At 69.7% G+C, this 16,359-nt stretch carries 19 protein-coding genes, 1 pseudogene and 1 riboswitch; of the genes and pseudogenes, 7 read left to right on the top strand and 13 right to left on the bottom strand.

Translation table 11 applies throughout. The annotated features are described in order from the left end of the window. Positions 1 to 47: 47 nt before the first annotated feature. Positions 48 to 1,175, top strand: coding sequence for an 8-amino-7-oxononanoate synthase (locus ACFVYN_RS11695; protein ID WP_389996031.1), 1,128 nt, complete (start codon positions 48 to 50; stop codon positions 1,173 to 1,175). Positions 1,176 to 1,213: 38 nt separating this feature from the next. Here the strand turns inward: ACFVYN_RS11695 and ACFVYN_RS11690 are convergent, their stop codons facing one another. After that, complete coding sequence (locus tag ACFVYN_RS11690) at positions 1,214 to 1,435, bottom strand: DUF397 domain-containing protein (protein WP_389996028.1); 222 nt, start codon at positions 1,433 to 1,435, stop codon at positions 1,214 to 1,216. A gap of 9 nt (positions 1,436 to 1,444) precedes the next feature. Beyond that, a complete protein-coding gene (locus tag ACFVYN_RS11685) occupies positions 1,445 to 2,305 on the bottom strand; it encodes a helix-turn-helix domain-containing protein (protein ID WP_389996025.1) in 861 nt (286 codons plus the stop codon). 214 nt (positions 2,306 to 2,519) lie between these two features. On the opposite strand from ACFVYN_RS11685, the gene ACFVYN_RS11680 reads away from it, so the two are divergent. Continuing rightward, positions 2,520 to 2,978, top strand: coding sequence for an ATP-binding protein (locus ACFVYN_RS11680; RefSeq protein ID WP_389996022.1), 459 nt, complete (start codon positions 2,520 to 2,522; stop codon positions 2,976 to 2,978). Between the two features lie 300 nt (positions 2,979 to 3,278). Here ACFVYN_RS11680 and ACFVYN_RS11675 read toward each other — a convergent pair. The 4 genes and pseudogenes from ACFVYN_RS11675 to ACFVYN_RS11660 form a co-directional block, all read right to left on the bottom strand. Continuing rightward, a pseudogene (locus ACFVYN_RS11675) lies at positions 3,279 to 3,566 on the bottom strand (DUF6328 family protein); the annotation flags it as partial. Between the two features lie 190 nt (positions 3,567 to 3,756). After that, entirely contained in the window at positions 3,757 to 4,230 is a 474-nt protein-coding gene (locus ACFVYN_RS11670; RefSeq protein ID WP_389996019.1) for a C40 family peptidase, read from the bottom strand. Positions 4,231 to 4,233: 3 nt separating this feature from the next. Next, positions 4,234 to 4,445: riboswitch (cyclic di-AMP (ydaO/yuaA leader) on the bottom strand. A 311-nt stretch (positions 4,446 to 4,756) separates the two neighbouring features. Continuing rightward, a complete protein-coding gene (locus tag ACFVYN_RS11665) occupies positions 4,757 to 5,062 on the bottom strand; it encodes a hypothetical protein (RefSeq protein WP_389996016.1) in 306 nt (101 codons plus the stop codon). 7 nt (positions 5,063 to 5,069) lie between these two features. Continuing rightward, on the bottom strand, positions 5,070 to 5,705 hold the full coding sequence (locus ACFVYN_RS11660) for an ATP-dependent Clp protease proteolytic subunit (protein WP_389996014.1): 636 nt from the start codon (positions 5,703 to 5,705) through the stop codon (positions 5,070 to 5,072). Positions 5,706 to 6,061: 356 nt separating this feature from the next. Between ACFVYN_RS11660 and ACFVYN_RS11655 the strand changes: the two genes are divergently transcribed. Then, positions 6,062 to 6,448, top strand: coding sequence for a hypothetical protein (locus ACFVYN_RS11655; protein WP_389996011.1), 387 nt, complete (start codon positions 6,062 to 6,064; stop codon positions 6,446 to 6,448). Positions 6,449 to 6,589: 141 nt separating this feature from the next. Here ACFVYN_RS11655 and ACFVYN_RS11650 read toward each other — a convergent pair whose 3' ends face one another. Then, complete coding sequence (locus ACFVYN_RS11650; protein ID WP_389996009.1) at positions 6,590 to 7,156, bottom strand: class I SAM-dependent methyltransferase; 567 nt, start codon at positions 7,154 to 7,156, stop codon at positions 6,590 to 6,592. A gap of 132 nt (positions 7,157 to 7,288) precedes the next feature. Here ACFVYN_RS11650 and ACFVYN_RS11645 point away from each other — a divergent pair, with 132 nt between their 5' ends. Together ACFVYN_RS11645 and ACFVYN_RS11640 are read left to right on the top strand one after the other, a co-directional pair. Beyond that, complete coding sequence (locus ACFVYN_RS11645) at positions 7,289 to 8,569, top strand: sensor histidine kinase (protein ID WP_389996006.1); 1,281 nt, start codon at positions 7,289 to 7,291, stop codon at positions 8,567 to 8,569. Further along, positions 8,566 to 9,288: a response regulator gene (locus ACFVYN_RS11640; RefSeq protein WP_389996003.1), complete on the top strand. Its 723-nt coding sequence runs from the start codon at positions 8,566 to 8,568 to the stop codon at positions 9,286 to 9,288. The genes ACFVYN_RS11645 and ACFVYN_RS11640 overlap by 4 nt, the downstream gene beginning before the upstream one ends. A gap of 73 nt (positions 9,289 to 9,361) precedes the next feature. Here ACFVYN_RS11640 and ACFVYN_RS11635 read toward each other — a convergent pair whose 3' ends face one another. The 6 genes from ACFVYN_RS11635 to ACFVYN_RS11610 form a co-directional block, all read right to left on the bottom strand. Further along, complete coding sequence (locus ACFVYN_RS11635) at positions 9,362 to 9,835, bottom strand: hypothetical protein (protein ID WP_389996000.1); 474 nt, start codon at positions 9,833 to 9,835, stop codon at positions 9,362 to 9,364. A 229-nt stretch (positions 9,836 to 10,064) separates the two neighbouring features. After that, positions 10,065 to 11,198, bottom strand: coding sequence for a serine hydrolase domain-containing protein (locus ACFVYN_RS11630; protein ID WP_389995997.1), 1,134 nt, complete (start codon positions 11,196 to 11,198; stop codon positions 10,065 to 10,067). 239 nt (positions 11,199 to 11,437) lie between these two features. Further along, positions 11,438 to 12,259 carry a hypothetical protein gene (locus ACFVYN_RS11625; protein ID WP_389995995.1) on the bottom strand — a complete coding sequence of 274 codons (822 nt, stop codon included), beginning with the start codon at positions 12,257 to 12,259 and terminating at the stop codon, positions 11,438 to 11,440. A gap of 257 nt (positions 12,260 to 12,516) precedes the next feature. Beyond that, a complete protein-coding gene (locus ACFVYN_RS11620) occupies positions 12,517 to 12,714 on the bottom strand; it encodes a DUF397 domain-containing protein (RefSeq protein WP_389996243.1) in 198 nt (65 codons plus the stop codon). 84 nt (positions 12,715 to 12,798) lie between these two features. Beyond that, positions 12,799 to 13,347, bottom strand: coding sequence for a hypothetical protein (locus ACFVYN_RS11615; protein ID WP_389995992.1), 549 nt, complete (start codon positions 13,345 to 13,347; stop codon positions 12,799 to 12,801). Positions 13,348 to 14,285: 938 nt separating this feature from the next. Then, positions 14,286 to 14,681: a hypothetical protein gene (locus ACFVYN_RS11610; RefSeq protein ID WP_389995989.1), complete on the bottom strand. Its 396-nt coding sequence runs from the start codon at positions 14,679 to 14,681 to the stop codon at positions 14,286 to 14,288. A 601-nt stretch (positions 14,682 to 15,282) separates the two neighbouring features. Between ACFVYN_RS11610 and ACFVYN_RS11605 the strand changes: the two genes are divergently transcribed. Both ACFVYN_RS11605 and ACFVYN_RS11600 read left to right on the top strand, forming a co-directional pair. Further along, entirely contained in the window at positions 15,283 to 15,528 is a 246-nt protein-coding gene (locus ACFVYN_RS11605; RefSeq protein ID WP_389995987.1) for a hypothetical protein, read from the top strand. Further along, entirely contained in the window at positions 15,500 to 16,282 is a 783-nt protein-coding gene (locus ACFVYN_RS11600) for a DUF2637 domain-containing protein (RefSeq protein WP_389995984.1), read from the top strand. The genes ACFVYN_RS11605 and ACFVYN_RS11600 overlap by 29 nt, the downstream gene beginning before the upstream one ends. Positions 16,283 to 16,359 lie beyond the last annotated feature (77 nt).

The following is a 16,359-nucleotide window of genomic DNA, read 5'->3' as shown; positions in this document are numbered from 1 at the left end:
GCTGCCGCTAGGGTCTGTCCGTTGTCTACAAAAGCCCCGGAGGACCCATGGCGTTCGGCTGGATCGACGAGCAGGCGGCGGCGCGCCGGCGGGCCGGACTCGTACGGACCCTGCGGCCGCGTCCGGCCGACTCGCCGCTGCTCGATCTCGCGAGCAACGACTACCTGGGCCTGGCCCGCCATCCCGAGGTCGTCGAAGGCGCCGCGGCGGCCGCGCGGACCTGGGGCGGCGGCGCCACCGGGTCCCGGCTCGTCACCGGCACCACCGGGCTGCACACCGAACTCGAACGCGAACTGGCCGACTTCTGCGGCTTCGAGGCGGCGCTCGTCTTCTCCTCCGGATACGCGGCGAACCTGGCCGCGGTCACCGCGCTCGCGCCGCACGGCTCGCTGATCGTCTCCGACGCGGGCAACCACGCCTCGCTCATCGACGGCTGCCGGCTGGCCCGCGGCACGGCCCAGGTCGTCGCGCACGCCGACCCGGACGCGGTGCGCAAGGCGCTCGGCACGCACGACGGCCCGGCCATCGCCGTGTCCGACACGGTCTTCTCGGTCGACGGCGACGCGGCGCCCCTGGCCGCCCTCGCCGAGGCATGCCGGGAGCACGGCGCCGGCCTGGTCGTCGACGACGCCCACGGTCTGGGTGTGCTCGGCGCCGGCGGCCGCGGCGCCCCGCAGGCGGCGGGACTCGCGGGCGCCGACGACGTGGTCGTCACGGTCACGCTGTCCAAGTCGCTCGGCAGCCAGGGCGGTGCCGTCCTCGGCCCCGCACGGGTCGTCGAACACCTGGTCAACACGGCACGGACGTTCATCTTCGACACCGGTCTGGCCCCCGCGTCGGCGGGAGCCGCCCTCGCGGCCCTGCGGCTGCTCGGCCGTGAGCCCGAGCGGGCCGCACGCGCGCGCGAGGTGGCGACCGGACTGCACGCACGCCTGACCGCCGCGGGTCTGGAAGCGGTACGTCCGGACGCCGCGGTGGTCTCGGTGCGCGCGCCCTCCCCGGAGGAGGCCGTGCAGTGGGCGGCGAACTGCCGTGCCGCCGGGCTCTTCGTGGGCTGTTTCCGGCCCCCTTCCGTGCCCGACGGCATCTCACGGCTCAGGCTGACCGCCCGCGCGGACCTCTCCGAGGAGCAGATCGAACGCGCTGTGCGTGTGATCGGCGAAACACGACCATGAGTCGGCGTGACACGGCCGTGCTCCTGATGGTCTGACGGTCAGAACGCGGCTGTGAAGCCCGCCCAGCTCTCGGGGGAGAAGAGCAGCGCGGGTCCGTCCGGATTCTTGGAGTCGCGTACGGCGAGCAGCCCGGCACAGGGCCCGGCCGACGGCCTCGCCGTCTCGACGCAGTTGTTCGCCCCGGTGCTGTAGCTGCTGCGCAGCCAGCGCACTTCGGGCAGTTCCGTAGTGGTGGATACGTTCCGAGGCAGTGCAGACATGGTGCCTCCTTACGCGCCGTCACCCATCGCGGCGAGGTAATCCAACGAGTCCTCGGGCGAAAGGGCGTGGGACTGAAGGGTGTTGAAGGCCTCGGTGTAGGCCTGGAGGTCTTCTTTCCGCTCGAGATAGAGGCTACTCGTCAAGTGGTCGAGAACAACTACATCCAGATCAGAAGTGCGCGGGAATGAGAAGATTACGAAAGGCCCCGTGATACCCACATGCGCCCCGGCAGTGAACGGCAGTACCTGCAGCCGCACTTGAGGCAACCGCGCCGCCTCCAGGAGCCTCCTCAGCTGCCGGGCCATCACCTCGGGACCGCCGACCTCCCGCCGCAGCACCGCCTCGTCCAGGACGGCGCTCAACTCCAGAGGCGGCTGCGCGCGAAGGATGTCCTGCCGGGCCAGCCGCACCTTGACCAGTGCGTCGAGACGTTCGTCGTCGAGGCCATCCACCGCGGCCCGGGTCACCGCGCGGGCGTACTCGGGCGTCTGCAGCAGCCCGGGCACGACCGAGGTCTCCAGCGTGCGCATCGCGCTCGCCTGGGCCTCCAGACTGATGAAGTCCCGGTACGTCGGCGGCAGGACACCCCGGTACGCGTGCCACCAGTGGTGCCGGCCGCCGGTCTCGTCGGAGCCCGCCAATACCATCAGCAGCTCCCGCAGATTCGCGTCCCCCACGCGGTAGGCGTCGAGAAGTAACCGCACATCGGCCGGCTTCACGCCGCTGGCACCGGTCTCGATGCGGCTCACCTTCGACTGGTGCCAGCCCACGAGCCGGGCGGCCTCACCGCTGGTGAGCCCCGCACTCGCGCGCAGCGCACGCAGTTCGGCGCCCAGTTTTCGCCGACGCACCGCGGGGCCGTGCTGCATGGCGCTACTCCTTACTCCGTGCGAGCCGCCCGCATACGGTCTCGCGTCGCGGAGTTCACCGCTTCGAGCGACAGATATATGCACATCTTGGTGGATCGGCACCCGTCACGGCCTCGGTGATGGCACTCTGACGATGAACCACCAGTCCGGGACCGTACTCGAACCATCCGCACCGTGTCGGACTCCGGTCCCGTGGGAAAGGGACGACGTCGCCATGGCAGACCACCTGGAAGCATCCGTCACTCTGCCGAGCGAACCCGCCTCGGTCTCCGCGGCCCGCACCTATGTCCTGACCACACTGGCGGAGTGGGGGCTGCCGCCGACCACCGACGCCGCCGAGACCGTCCGGCTCATCGTCTCCGAACTCACCACCAACGCCGTACAGCACACCTTCGGGCAGTCACCCACCTTCACGGTGGACATCGAGCTGGAGCGTGACGAACACCTGCGCATCGGGGTCACCGACAGCCACCCCCGCTTCCCCAAGCGGCTGCCGGCCGCGGTCCAGCAGGACAACGGGCGGGGGATGGTGATCATCCGCTGGCTCGCCGCGGAGTACGGCGGCAGACTGAGCGTCAGGCCCACCCGGGAAGGCGGCAAGACCGTCTCCATCGAACTGCCCTGGACCGTACCTGCGGAGCCGGTCACCGCCGCCGGCCAGCAGGAGCCGTGACCGACCGGTCGCGGACGCGGGTGCCGCGGGCACGCGTGTCAGACCGGCCGCGCTCTGTCGCACGCTGGGGCGGCCGAGCCGTCGTCGGGGTCGCCGCAGGCGCGGTGACGGCTCTCGGGGTGATGCTCCCGGGCGGGCCGCCGCGCGCGGCCTGATCACCTCGTGCTCCGCCGGCCGGGGTGCCGGGCGCGCCGGTGCCGCCTCGCGCTCCTCGGCGAGGCCCGCCCGCCGGACCAGTCGGGGAAGCGTGCCCCACAGGCCCACACACACCATCAGGGTCGCCGCGCCCGCGGCCACTCCGCCCGCCCGGCCCGTCGTCACGTCCACCACGAGCAGCACCGATCCGGTGAACGCGAACACCAGAACCCCCATGCCGACCGTCGCGAGCCGGGAGGAGACCGGCACGATGCGGGCCTTGGCGCCGCGTTGGAAGAGCGAGCGGTGCAGGGCGGCGGGCGCGGTGAAGAGGGCCGCCGCGAGCACCGCGAACAGCAGCGTGGTGACGTACGGGGCGCGCTGGAAGGTGTCGGGCGACGGGAAGCGCCGGGTGAAGGCCAGGGTCAGCAGAAAGGCGAAGAGGATCTGCACCCCGGTCTGGGTGACGCGCAGTTCCTGGAGCAGTTCGCCGAAGTTGCGGCCGGCGCACTCCAACGGGTCTCGCTGCGGGCGGTGCACCGGCTGTGGTCGGCCATGCGGCACGGGTAACCACCTGAGCCCGTGTCACGGGAGGCCCGAGAGGGCGACGGGAGGTCAGGTCGCCGCCGCCCCCTCGGGGGCGTCACTTGACCCGGCCGTACCAGACGCTCTTCGTCCAGATCTTCTGCAGTCGCACCACGTCCCCGGTCTTCGGGGCGTGCCAGATCTTTCCCTTCCCGGCGTAGATGCCGACGTGGTACACGTTCGAACCCGAGTGGAAGAACACCAGGTCGCCGGCCTTGCGGCTGCGCACGCCGATGTGGCGGGTCTTGTTGTACTGCTGGGCCGCCGTGCGCGGGAGCTTCTTGCCCGCCTTCTTGAACGAGTACAGCGTGAGCCCTGAGCAGTCGAAGCGGCGGGGCCCGGTGGCGCCGTACTTGTACGGCGAGCCCTTCTTGGAGGCCGCTACCTTGAGTGCCTTCGTCGCAGGTGTCGCTGCCGCGGCGTCGGGCGCGAGGCCCGGGACCACGACGGAGCCGCCCACGGCGGCGATGGCGAAGGCCGAGGCCGTACCGGCCCGGACCATCAGCGACGGGACACGATTGAGCGCAGTCATGCGCAACCCTTCGTCAGCCGCCTGTGAAGGATGACCTGTCGGATTCGGGCTGGCGAAGTTGCCCGGCCGCTGACGCGGCTTCACCCCAAGGGATGCTCGGCCCGGTCATGGTGTGACCGTTCCGGCGACCCGTCGTGCTTGGGTCCTCCACTCCTGCCGATCCACTTCTGTCGACCGGTCATCCGGGCGGCGGCAGGACTCGGCGTCCGCCCGGATCGCCCCGCCACTGCGGCGGGGGCTTGTCGTCAGACAGGGATCTTGGCGCAAGAAAGTGCGAAAAGCCCAACGGAACCGATGATTTGTGGTGTTACTCACCACTCACCCGTTTGGGTGGACACCCCTTCGAAGGACCCCGAAGGAAGGGGTGTCGAGGGGTCAGGAGACCCCCGGACCAGCACAGAAGGGCCTCGTTCCGGTAGCGAACCAGGCGCGTTGCGCAAGTTCGACGCTCGCAAAAAGGGAGCCGTGCCTCCTCCAATAGGGGGTACGTCGTTTGGTCCGTTTCGACTCAGGTCCGGACGCCTCATCAACTGTCGGGCTCGGGAGGGACGGTGACCCGGGCCGTACGCCGCTCGCCGTCCAGGACCCGCAGCGCCCGCGCCAGCGTCTCGGCGTGCAGTTCGCGCTCACCCCGGCCGTGCATCAGCACCAGCGCGTCGCGCAGCTCGGTCGCCCTGCTCACCAGCGCCTGCGCGGCGCGCAGGCCGCCGTAGGTGTCCTCGCGCCGGGCCGGGTTGATCCGGCCCAGCAGGTCGACCACGTCGAGATAACGGTCGATCAGCTCGCCCTCGGCGCGCGTGAGTGCGGGCAGCGGTGGAAGGTCCGGGACCATCGGGCGATCACCTCGCGCCCGGTGCGGGGTGGGAGGACCTGCGGCTCGGGACGATCGCGTCCGCCAGGCCGTACTCCACGGCGCCCCGGGCGTCCAGGATCCTGTCGCGCTCGATGTCCGCGCTCACCTGTTCGGGGCTGCGTCCGGTGTGCCGGACCAGCATCTCCTCCAGGCGGGCCCGCACCCGGATCAACTCCTCGGCCTGGATGGCCAGATCGTTCGCCTGTCCCTGCACCGGCTCGCTCAGCGCGGGCTGGTGGATCACCACCCGGGCGCCCGGCAGGACGGACCGCTTGCCGGGGGTGCCCGCCGCCAGCAGCACCGCGGCGGAGGAGCCGGCCTGTCCGAGGCAGGTCGTCTCCACGTCGCAACTGACGTACTGCATCGTGTCGTAGATCGCCGACATCGCGCTGAACGAGCCGCCGGGGGAGTTGATGTACAGCGAGATGTCCCGGTCGGGGGCCTGGTACTCGAGGTACATGAACTGCGCCATCAGATCGTTCGCCGAGGTGTCGTCGATCTGCGTCCCGAGGAAGACGATCCGTTCCTCCAGCAGCTTCGAGTACGGATCCGTCGTCGTGTGCCCGAAGCTCGTGCGCTCATGGAACTCGGGCAGGACGTGACGGGCGGTGGGTCGGATCATGGCGTACCCCTCCTCGCGGCAGGCTGTCCGTAAAAAATGTACAGGACGTACGTGACGTGATGATGGGGCGCATTGAAGTGATCCACAAATCACCGCAGGTCAGGCCGTGTTTAAGCTGATCGTGAAGCAGGTTTCCCTCACGATCGTCTGGTGTGTTCAGGCAGCCCGCGTCGCCCTCAAAGCCGAGCAGAACCGTGAGGTGATCCGAGGCGGCGCGTAGGCAACTGGACCACCGCGCTCCAGGTCACCGGCAGCCGTGAGTGACCGTCTGCAAGCTTCCGAGCGCCGGAGGGCCCGTCGTCCGTACTCTGGGGGGCTTGCGGCGAATCAGGCTGATTCCTGGCACGATGCCTGTTATGCAACGGGTGCCCGTCCCCTGCCCCGGCCATCTGATCCCGGATGCCACCGACAGGTTCGACGCCGCATACCGGGCGGCCAAGGCGCAGCGTGCCGTGTACGTGGGTATCGAACGCGAGGGCGAGCGGTGGACGGTCAAGGCGGATGCGCTGAGCGCCGGCCCCGCCCACATCGTCCAGGACAGCGTGAACCTCGCCATGCGGGCCGCCATCGTCCGCCTGGTCCGCGCGCGGGAGGCAGGATCGGATGCTTTTGCGGGCCCGGTGTACTTCATGCTGCACGGCGTGCCCAGCGAAGGGCGGGCCCGTGAACTCACCGCCGCCTTCCACGCCGCCCTGTATGGAGATCTGGGGCCGCTGCACCGCGCGGTGCCTGCCTGCCGCTGATCAAGACGGTGACGCGGCCGGTTGACGCCTCAGTGACCTGACCCGCGCCCGGAGCGTTGAGCCGGGCAGGACGGACGCACCGCCGTCCCGAGGGCCCTCGGCTTGCTTCCCGCTATTGGGCCGAGGGCCACCTGCTCGTGGTCACAGCCTCCGGCTGGCCCGGTGTACGAAGGCGGGCGGGAGGTTCGCCCACACCGCCTTCGAGCGCTCCAGCCGGTCGAAGCGGCAGGCCAGTTCGGCGGTGAACTGGCGGGCGGGCGGGGTCCAGGCCGCGTGCAGATAGGCGAAGGTGGTGAACCGGCCACCGGGCGCGAGGACTTCGCTCACGGCGTCCAGGATGTGTCCGCGCCGGTCCTGCGGCATGACCGTCCACGGCAGCCCGGAGACCACCGCGTCGACCGGTTCGCCCACCACGGCGGCCAGCCCGGCGGCCGAGCCCTGGACCACGGTCAGCCGGCTGTCACGCCGGGTGGCCGACAACCGGGCGGCGAGCACCTCGTTGAGCTCGACTGCGACGAGCCGTGCGTCGGGGGCGAGCCGGGCGAGGATCGCGTCGGTGAACACCCCGGTCCCCGGGCCGAGTTCGGCAACGAGCCGGGCCCGCTCCAGGCCTATGCCCTCGGTCATCGTGTACGCCAGCCGCCGTGAACTGGCGGCTACGGCACCGGTCATGAGGGGCCGTCTGAGGAACTCGGTGGTGATGGACATGGCGGCCATGCTGGAAGAGCGCCGGGTGGCCGGACGTCGTATCCCGGGCTGGTGTCCGTACGACTGGGGGAGGACCTGGTGACGCCCGCCAGGACGATGCCGGGGAGCGGGGCCCGGCCGTAGCGTGAGGCCGTGCAACGGCTGATGGAGACCCTGCCTCGTCTGCGGCGCGCACATCCGTGGCTGACGGACGTGCTGCTGATTGTGCTGGTGGCCGTGCCCCCGGTGATCCGCCCGCAGCCGGGCTGGCGACCGGTCTGGGTACAGATGGTCGTGTACGCCGCCCTGGTGCTGCCCCTGCTGTGGCGCCGCCGCCGACCGGTCCTGGTCGCGGCCGTGGTGACGGCCGCGTTCTGGGCCCAGTATCTCGGACAGGTGTGGGGACAGGAACCGGGACGCGGCGCCGTCGCCCTGGCCGCGGTCGTGGCCACCCTCACGGTACGCGGCCTGCGCCGTGCTGCTGCGGCGACGGTGCTCTGCGCCGCCGGCTGCGTAGCGCTGTGGGTTCCCGCCTGGCAGCGGGACTACGGGGGGCCGGGTGCCCGCGGTGCCTTGCTCACCCCGCTCGCGGTGGGACTCCTGTTGGCCGGGGCCTGGCTGTTCGGCGAGTTCGTCCGTGCCCGGCGCGCCTATATCGCCGAGTTCGAACGCAGGGCCGCGCTCGCCGAGTCGGAGCGCCTCGCCCTGGCCCGGGTCGCCGTCACCGAGGAGCGGGCGCGCATCGCCCGCGAGATCCACGACGTCCTCGCGCACAGTGTCAGCGTGATGGTGCTGAACGCCGAGGGCGGCCGGCTGATGCGGCACACCGATCCCACGGTCGTCGACCGCACCCTCGGCGTCATCAGCGCGACCGGCCGTGAGGCCCTGGACGAACTGCGCCGACTGCTGGAAGTGTTGCGCACCCCCGACGCGGATGCCCCAGCCGGCGGCCCCGGCCGCGGGGCCGGGCCGGATCACAGTGGGGCCGTCGAGTCCCTTTCGGCTGATCTTCGGAGGCTGGTCGGGCGCCTCGACACGAGCGGCAGGCGCGTCCGGCTGGATCTTCGTGGGGAACGGGGCGGTCTTCCGGCGGATCTCACCGCGCAGACCTACCGCATCGTGCAGGAGGCGCTCACCAACGTCGTCAAACACGCGCCGCCGGACGCCACGATCCGCGTACGGGTCGACACAGGTTCTCAAGGGCCCGGGCGGCAGGTCAGCGTCCGGGTGGAGAACTCGGCAGGAGCCACAAGGGGAGCAGCCCCGGAGCACCCCACCCCGCTGCTTCTGTCCGGTCACGGACTCACCGGCATGCGCGAACGCACCGCCCTGTACGACGGGAACGTCGACGCCGGACCCACACCCGACGGCGGCTACCGGGTCACCGCCACCCTGCGCCCCACCGGACTCAAGACCGCCCCGGTGACCCCATGACCAAGCCGACCCCGACCCCGACCCCGACCCCGTCCCCGTCCTCGGCTTCCGTTCCGTCATCGTCACGGGTGCTGATCTGCGACGACCATGCGCTGATCCGGATGGGCCTGCGCATGGTCATCGAAAGCCAGCCCGACCTCACCGTGGTGGGCGAGGCCGCCGACGGCGATGCGGCGATCACGGGGGTGGCCGCGCTGGAGCCGGACCTCGTCCTGATGGACGTACGCATGCCCGGCATGAACGGGCTCGCCGCGACCGAGCACCTCTGCGCACTGCCCCAGGGACCCCGGATCCTCGTCGTCACCACCTTCGACCTCGACGAGTACGCCTACGCTGCCCTGCGCGCCGGCGCGAACGGCTTCCTTGTCAAGGACGCCCCGGCCGAGGAGATCCTGGTCACCGTCCGCGCGGTGCTGCGGGGCGAGGTCATGGTGGCGCCTTCACTCACCCGACGCCTGGTCGAACGCTTCGTCCTGCAAGCCCCCGCATCCGCGCCCGCCCAGCGCGAACTCCTGGCAGCGCTCACCGACCGGGAACAAGAAGTCCTCGCCTTGATCGCCCGGGGACTGACCAACAGTGAGACCGCCGAGCGCCTCTTCGTGGGAGAGACGACCGTCAAGACTCACCTCGGCCGCATCCTGACCAAACTCGGCCTCCGCGACCGAATTCACGCGGTGATCTTCGCCTACGAGAGCGGGCTGATACGGGCCGGGGACTGAACAGCGACGGGCGCAGCGCCAGGCTGCCCGCATGGCCGTCGTTCCGGAACTGCCTGCGCCGGGTCCCGCCTTCCTACCTCGCGCCGGGGTCCAGCAGCCGACGGATGCGCTCGTACTCGGCGGCCATCTGCGGTGTGGCGAGGATGTCGTCGAGGTCGGCGGAGACCTCGTGGTCGATGTCCTCGATGGAACGGATGGCGAGTTCGTAGAGCTCTCCGCGCCGGTTGTGCTCCAGGTAGCTCTTCCAGTGCGCCAACGCGGTGATGGCGGTGAGGACTCCGGGATCCAGATCGTCTTCGACCAGGATTCCGTCATAGATCGTCGCAAGGTCGTGGTGCAGCTGCGGTGCGCTGATCGTCAGGACGTTCGCGCAGGCGGTGGTCAGTGCCGCCCGGGCCGCTTCGGAGAGTTCGTCCTCGGCCGCACCGCGCAGCAGCTCCGGCCGCACCAGACGAGTGATTGTCTCCTCGCCGAAGGCACGAACGTCGCCCTCAGCGGCCCCGACGATCAGCTGGAGAACCTCTGCCTCTAGCTCGCTGTAATCCACGCGCGCAGCTTAAGCGTGGTGTGCCCGAGACTTGGACCGAGGGCCGACGGGATGAGCCCCGGGCCATGGTGAAGGCATGGCGGGAGCGGGCCGGCAGCAGCGGCGCAGAAGAATTCCGCCGTTCCTCCTCAAGGCACTGCGGCGGAGCGGCTGTTCCCCACGAAGACCGATCCCACCTTTGCATCTGTTACCTCGTTGCGGAGGAGATCGGGACGCTCGCCGGTGGTGGCTACGACGGGCACAGGGCGGCGGTCATCAGGGCGAGGGCCGCGGGGCCGGCGTCGGCTTCGGTGCCCCAGTCGGTCCAGTCCACGGTGATCTGGCGGGCGCCGTCGAGTGTGTGGAACGAGATGGTGCGGTATCCGGGAGTGCCGCCGCCGTGGCCCACGATTGTGCCGCAGGGGAGCGTGGCGATCTCCAGGCCGAGGCCCCAGCCGCCGCCGCTGGTGTCGGCGGTCATCTCGCGCAGCTCGGCGGGGTGCAGGAGGCCGCCGCTGAGCAGGGTGCGGAAGAAGCGGTCGAGGTCGGCGGTGGTGGAGATGACCTCACCCGCGGCTCCGGCGACGGACATGTTGACGGTGGTGTAGTCGACCGGGACGAGTGTCCCGTCCGCTTTCCTCACGGGTTCGTAGCCGTGGGCGTGGGGTCCGGTGATGAAGGGAGAGGAGCCCGGCAGGCGGGTGTTCCTGAGCCCGAGAGGCCGGATAATGCGCTGGTCGATTTCCGTGCGGTACGAGCGGCCGGTGATCTTTTCGACGATCATCCCGAGCACGATGTAGTCCGTATTGGAGTAGTGGTGATCGGTGCCCGGCGGGAATAGCAGAGGGCGGTCCCGGTTGCCGTCCTTCACGGCCCGTCGGACCAGCTCGCCGGTGGTCCAGGTGCGGAAGCGGTCATAGGGGGCGTCGCCGTCCAGCAGTCCGTCGGTGTACTCGGGCAGACCGCTGGCGTGCTGGAGCAGGTCCCGGACCGTGATCCGGTCGCCTCCGAGAGCGGGAACGAGTCCGGGGAGCCACCACTCGGCTGTGTCGGACAGGCGCAGCCGCCCCTCGCCCACCAGTTGGAGCACCACGGTGGCGGTGAACGTCTTAGTGACGCTTCCGGCGCGGAAACGACCGTCGATGGGGGCCGGTTGCCGGCCGTGGAGCCTGGACTTGCCGCTGCTGCCGCGCCATACGGCATCGCCCCGCCTGACCTCGGCGACCGCGCCGATCGCGCCGGTTGCCGTCACCCGGTCAAGCGCCGCCTGCAACGCGGTTCCGTCCGGTACAGCGGAGGGCGGCGCGGCGACCGCGCTGCCCGCCGCGGAAACCAGCGCGCACACCGTCACCAGTGCCACCGCCCCGAGTCGTGAGCCCCTCATCGTTCTCCCGCCCTCGCTGTTCCGTGGTGCCGTCTGCTGGCCTGGACGATGCTGCCCGGCCACGCCGGTACGACGAATCCACCTGCGGAACGAAGGGGTTACCCGGAACAAAGGGCCACGCGCCCCGACGCCGGGATCAGGGGGTCACCTAGGGTCCGTCAGGAACAAGCCCCGTCACGCCCCTTGCCCGCCGTACCCCGCGTCGGCTCTCCCCGCTGTCCAGGCACAGGGCTCCGTGCTCAACAGGGCTCCCTGCTCATGGGTGTCAGCGCGGCGACGTGCGCGGCGACGTGCGGCGGGGGCACGTTCGGCGACGTGCCGGGTGACCGCGGGCGCTGGTGCCGTGGACGATCAGGCTGAGCTGTCGGGCCAGCGGGCCGGGATCGACGGCACCGCCCTGCGCCTGGGCGTCGTACGACGAGCCGGCGATGCGCGCGGGCGTCGAGCGGCTGCTCACCGAACTCGATTTTCTGCACCGACCTCTTCGGCTCGATTCGCGAGGAACACCACATCGAACGCGGCCCGGCCGGCACGGCGTCTCCAACGCCTTCTGCTGAGGGTGCGTCGGGGCGCAGCATGGCAGCCGGTTCGGGGGTCGGCCAGGTGGCCGTCTCGGGCGCCGCCTCGGTGCCGTGGCCGAGTCCGACCGCCTCGTAACGGGCGCCGAGCACGCCGTGGACGTGGACGTGGACGTGGACGTGGACGTGGACGTGGACGTGGACGTGGACGTGGATGTGGAAGTGCGCGATCTGTGCCTGCTCCGGCAGGTCGTCGAGTTCGGCGGGCCAGGGCTCGCCCAGTGAGCAGATGACGGGGATGTCGAGGTGGCGTGTCTGCAGGAGCTTCACGGCGCGTTCGAGGGGGCCGCGGAGTCTGGCGTAGTGGCCGGGGGTGCCGTCCGCCGGTACCAGGTCGCAGTTGTCGACCTCGTTGTGCACCTCGACGTAGGCGACGGGGTCGGCCAGTGCGCGTTCGTCGAGGAAGTCCAGCACTCCGGCGAGGGCTTCGGCCACCGCCTCGGCGCGGTCCGGGCCGGGACCGCGGCCAGGGCGCGGTGCCAAGTGTCGGTGTCGGCGAAACTGGGGGACTGCTGGTACTCCCACGAGGACACGATCACCTTGCAGCCGTGCCGGGCCGCGGCCTCGAAGAGTTCGACGAGCCGTCGGCGGCCGTCCAGCGGGTAGCCGCCGCGCACGTCGTACCAGCGGGTGCGGTGCCCGAACTGCTCGCCCAGGCCGCGGACCTGGATGGACTCGACGAGCGCGCGGGTAGTTCAGCGACCGCATCCTGTACAACACGGACGAGTTCCGGGTCGACATCACCGACTGACAGCCGACGCCTCCACGGCGCCGACGAACTCCGTCCACGCGACAGACCCGACAAGAAGGACGTGCCCGTCCGGCACCTTGCTGTCCTGGACGGGAACTACGCCGGGGGTGCGGGAGGTGAGATGTCGCGACTGCGGGGAAGGCCTGCGTCGGCAGGCGCAGGCTTCGCGTGTGCGGAGGCGGCTCAGGGTATGGGGTCGACGGAGGGTGGGTGCTGGGCGACGGGAGCCTGCTAGTAATCCAGCTGTAGATCTCTCTTGGGCTGTTGGTGCCTATGTTTTCCGTGGTTTGCGCCGTTTGCCCCAGCTGCCTTGTGGCCGGTTCCGGTCCTGGGCCGGCATCGTTGCGTCGAACTGGGCTTTGTTGGTGACTGCTCGTGGTTCAGGTACGAGCGTGGTCGCCGTCGATCGCCACGGGACGGCCGAGGCCCAACCAACCAGGGGCATGGTCTCGTCGTAGTGCGGAGCGAACTGCGCGACGGCGATGGTGGTCATCCGGTAGTTCAGGCTGCGGACGTGTTCGAGGAACGCCTGGGGCAGCGAGACGTGGTGGGTTTCCAGGTAGTGCGGGAAGTCCTGGCGCCACAACCAGGTGCCGTCGGTCACCAGTGACGAGCATCCCGGAGAGTGTCGGTGGGTCCTGCCGGTGATGACGTCGTGTTCGGCTTCCATGACGTCGATCAGGACGTGGCCGGCGTCCAGGTAGGCCACCAGGTCCGCCTCGTCCGGCTCGCCGACGGACCGGACGGCGTCGCGGATCGATCCGTTCGGCTGGCCGGAGCGGGTGTCGAGTTCGTCGTAGAAGCCCAGCAATCCCAGCACTGCGCCTCCTTCGACGAGTCAATTCTGCCCTGCTGGCACTGGCAGGCATCACGCGGTGGCCGCAGGTCACAGTGTAGAAGCTGGGGACCGGTCGCTTCTTGATGTAGTGCTGCAACCAACCGCGAGGGTCGTCGTACACCAGGTCCAACGTCCCTGCCCTTGCTTTGGTTTGGCGCACAGTGAACCGGAAGGGTCGGACATCAGACACAGGCCTGCAGCCGGACACGCAGGCGACCGACGACATCAACTCCCGGAAAGCCGCCAGACCCCTGCCCGGCTCACGCCAAGAATTGGCGCGGTGGAGCCTGCGGGCACCGGGGCTCCGGCCTCGAAGGTGAGGGCAGCACGGGGCCGTCCCACCGCTACGCCGGACTCGACCCCTGCCTCGTGAGGAGGGCCTCTGCACATTGAGTCCCCGCCGTTCGGTCCCTCGTACGTCCATGCGGGTGTCGGGCAGGAGGAACTACCTGGACGCCCAGCAGGTCACACGCCACGCGGTGGCCGCAGCAGACTGCAAATCGCGCCCTAATTCGTCACCGCCTGAACCCGAGGCTTCGAGCAGCGTCGCACACGCTCACCAGCGTCGGCAGGCGCATCCGACACACGCTCCCATCCATGGAGTTCGTGGCCCCCAGCGCACATGAGGGCGACGATGCCTACACGACCAAGGGGGACCGCGCGCACAGCGCACCAAGCGCCGGGGCGACCCGGCCGCTGTGGTCCTCACCGCCGACAACAACGCGTACAACACGTCCTTGGCCCGAATGACACCGCACACTGGGCGCACGGCAAGCGGCGGACGGCGACTTCCCCACCCCGGCCCAACAAGTGCCAGGCTTCCGCCGCGGGCGGCAGACGCCTGGCACAGGGCCGCAGGGCGACTGTCGGCATTCCCGAGCGGGCAGCCCCTGACACAGGGACCGCCCGGCCAACGGTGTTCAGCTACTTCCGTCAGCTTTGCTTGAGTGGCTGTCCGGGGGCCAGGGCGGCGGGTTCAGCAATGGCCGGGCCGAGTTGCCCTGGGGGCTCTTGGGAGCGGTCGTCACGCTGACCGCGATCGACAGCTGCTGTTTGGGCAGGTAGGCCTGCATTCCCGGGTAGCCCGAGAACGACGGGTTCGACAGGATCCAGCCGTTTACGACGAGGAAGCCGAGCCCGAAGTGCTGCGCCGCCGTGTTAGCCAGGCAGACGCTGGCCGGGCACGAAGACGTGGCGTGGCCGAGGCCGACGGTGCCCGGCTCGATGGGGGTCCGGAACGACTTCTTGGACAACAGTTCCCCGGTGCCGATGGCACGGGCCGAGCGGTTCAGGTCGCAGATGTTCTGTACGACCACCGCTCCGGGAGCGGTGGTCCATGAAGGGGTGCGAGTAGCTCCAGTCGGTGCCCGGCTTGGACAGGAGCGGCTGATCCGTCCGGTGAGTTCCCAGGCCAGCAGCAGGGCCATTCCGCGTCGGTCACAAGGTCGCGCACCATCAGTTCCGCCAATGGCTATCGCTGGAGGCCGTCGCGGTCGTGGTGTGGGACAGCGAGTCGCAGTTGCCGGTGATCCTGGCCAGGGGCCTCAGCGCCTGGGACGGCATGGTCTGGAAGTGGCACGGCCGTCTGCTGGAGCTTCGAGGTCCACCGCGAGCTGGTGGGCAAGAGCGCGGCGGTGGCGGTCACGTGATGTGACCATCCGGTCGGCGGCCCGGCACTACCGGCGGTGAATCCTATTTACTCCTTAAGTGGAGTCGGGAAGAAGAATTTATCGCCCAATAAGGTGCAGAGTTAGATGTGTAGCATAATTGATTGAGAACCCTTTTCTCAGGTTTTCCGTCTTCGCGGCTCACTCGTTTGCCGCACGCCCTGAAGGAAGGCGGTCGCGTTATCAAGCCATGACGACATCAAGGATCCACGGTCTGCCTCGGCGCACCACGAGGACGGATAATAATTCTGTGGCCCGCGATCTGACAGTGGGCCAGTCCACTTACCATCCTGGTGCGGAGTACGCGGCGCTGACGGCACAGGGGCGGGTGGCCGGGTGTGACGAGCGGTCAGAGCGGCAGGTCACTGAGCCACTGCTTCGGGAGTTCCTTACCCTGCTGGAGGAAGCCCAGAAGGAACTCAATCTGCGATGGAACGGTCAGGAGAACTCCGGCCGCCGCGTACAGCATGACGGGTCGCATTTTCGTGAATCATGACTACGTCGATCCTGCCTTTGCGCAGCGTGAGTACTACTCCGATGCGTACTCCTATGGGCCGAGCACTGGCTGGAACGGAGGACATGCCGACGGCGTGCACTCAGGAGTTCCCCTGACCGCACCCGCCGGAGGCTGGGACCCGGTCGAGGAACTCGCCTACCTTCTGCAGGAGGCTGTTCCGGCGGAGCACGCGGCGAGGATCCCGCAACCTCGCAGCGAGCCCGCGTCCGGCGCCGACCCGATGGAGAATCTGGCGCAGATCACTGCTCAACTGCCGCCCATCCGAAGGTCCGCCGCCGCCGGGCACCGCAAGCTCCACGTCCGCAAAGCCCGGCTCAAGTGGTTGCAGACCGGCAGCTTCTCCATCGTCGCGCTCGTTGCCGTCATCGTGGCGATGGTCAGCGTCTTCGGCGGCATGGTGGCCTACAGGCCTCTGCAGAAGATCACCACCGGGGCGGGAGGCACCATGGCCTCGTCATGGCCCCTTCTCGTGTACGGCCCCTGGATGGTGGCCTCACTCTCCATCCTCCGGGCGGCCCTGCACCAGCGCCGGGCTGTGCACTCGTGGTTCATCGTTCTGCTGTTCTCCTCCGTCGCGATAATGCTGTGCGTGGCTCAGGCGGACAGAACCGTCACCGGTATCGCTGGAGCGTGCCTGCCGGCCCTCGCCTCCCTCGCGTGCTTCCAGCAACTCGTCCGGCAGATCACGCTGACCCTGCCACCGCGACAGGGCACGCGGCGCCACCGCCGATAGCGGCATGGCCCTCGATCTTCCGTCCGCGTCGCAGCGGCGGGGGCGGATGGTTTCAGACGGCGTCCGACCGGCTCGCG

Origin of the sequence: Streptomyces sp. NPDC058307, assembly GCF_042880295.1 — a bacterium.
In the GTDB taxonomy this organism is placed as follows: Bacteria; Actinomycetota; Actinomycetes; order Streptomycetales; family Streptomycetaceae; genus Streptomyces.
Note: the sequence above shows the minus strand (reverse complement) of the source record. Positions and strands in the feature narration are given on the sequence as shown.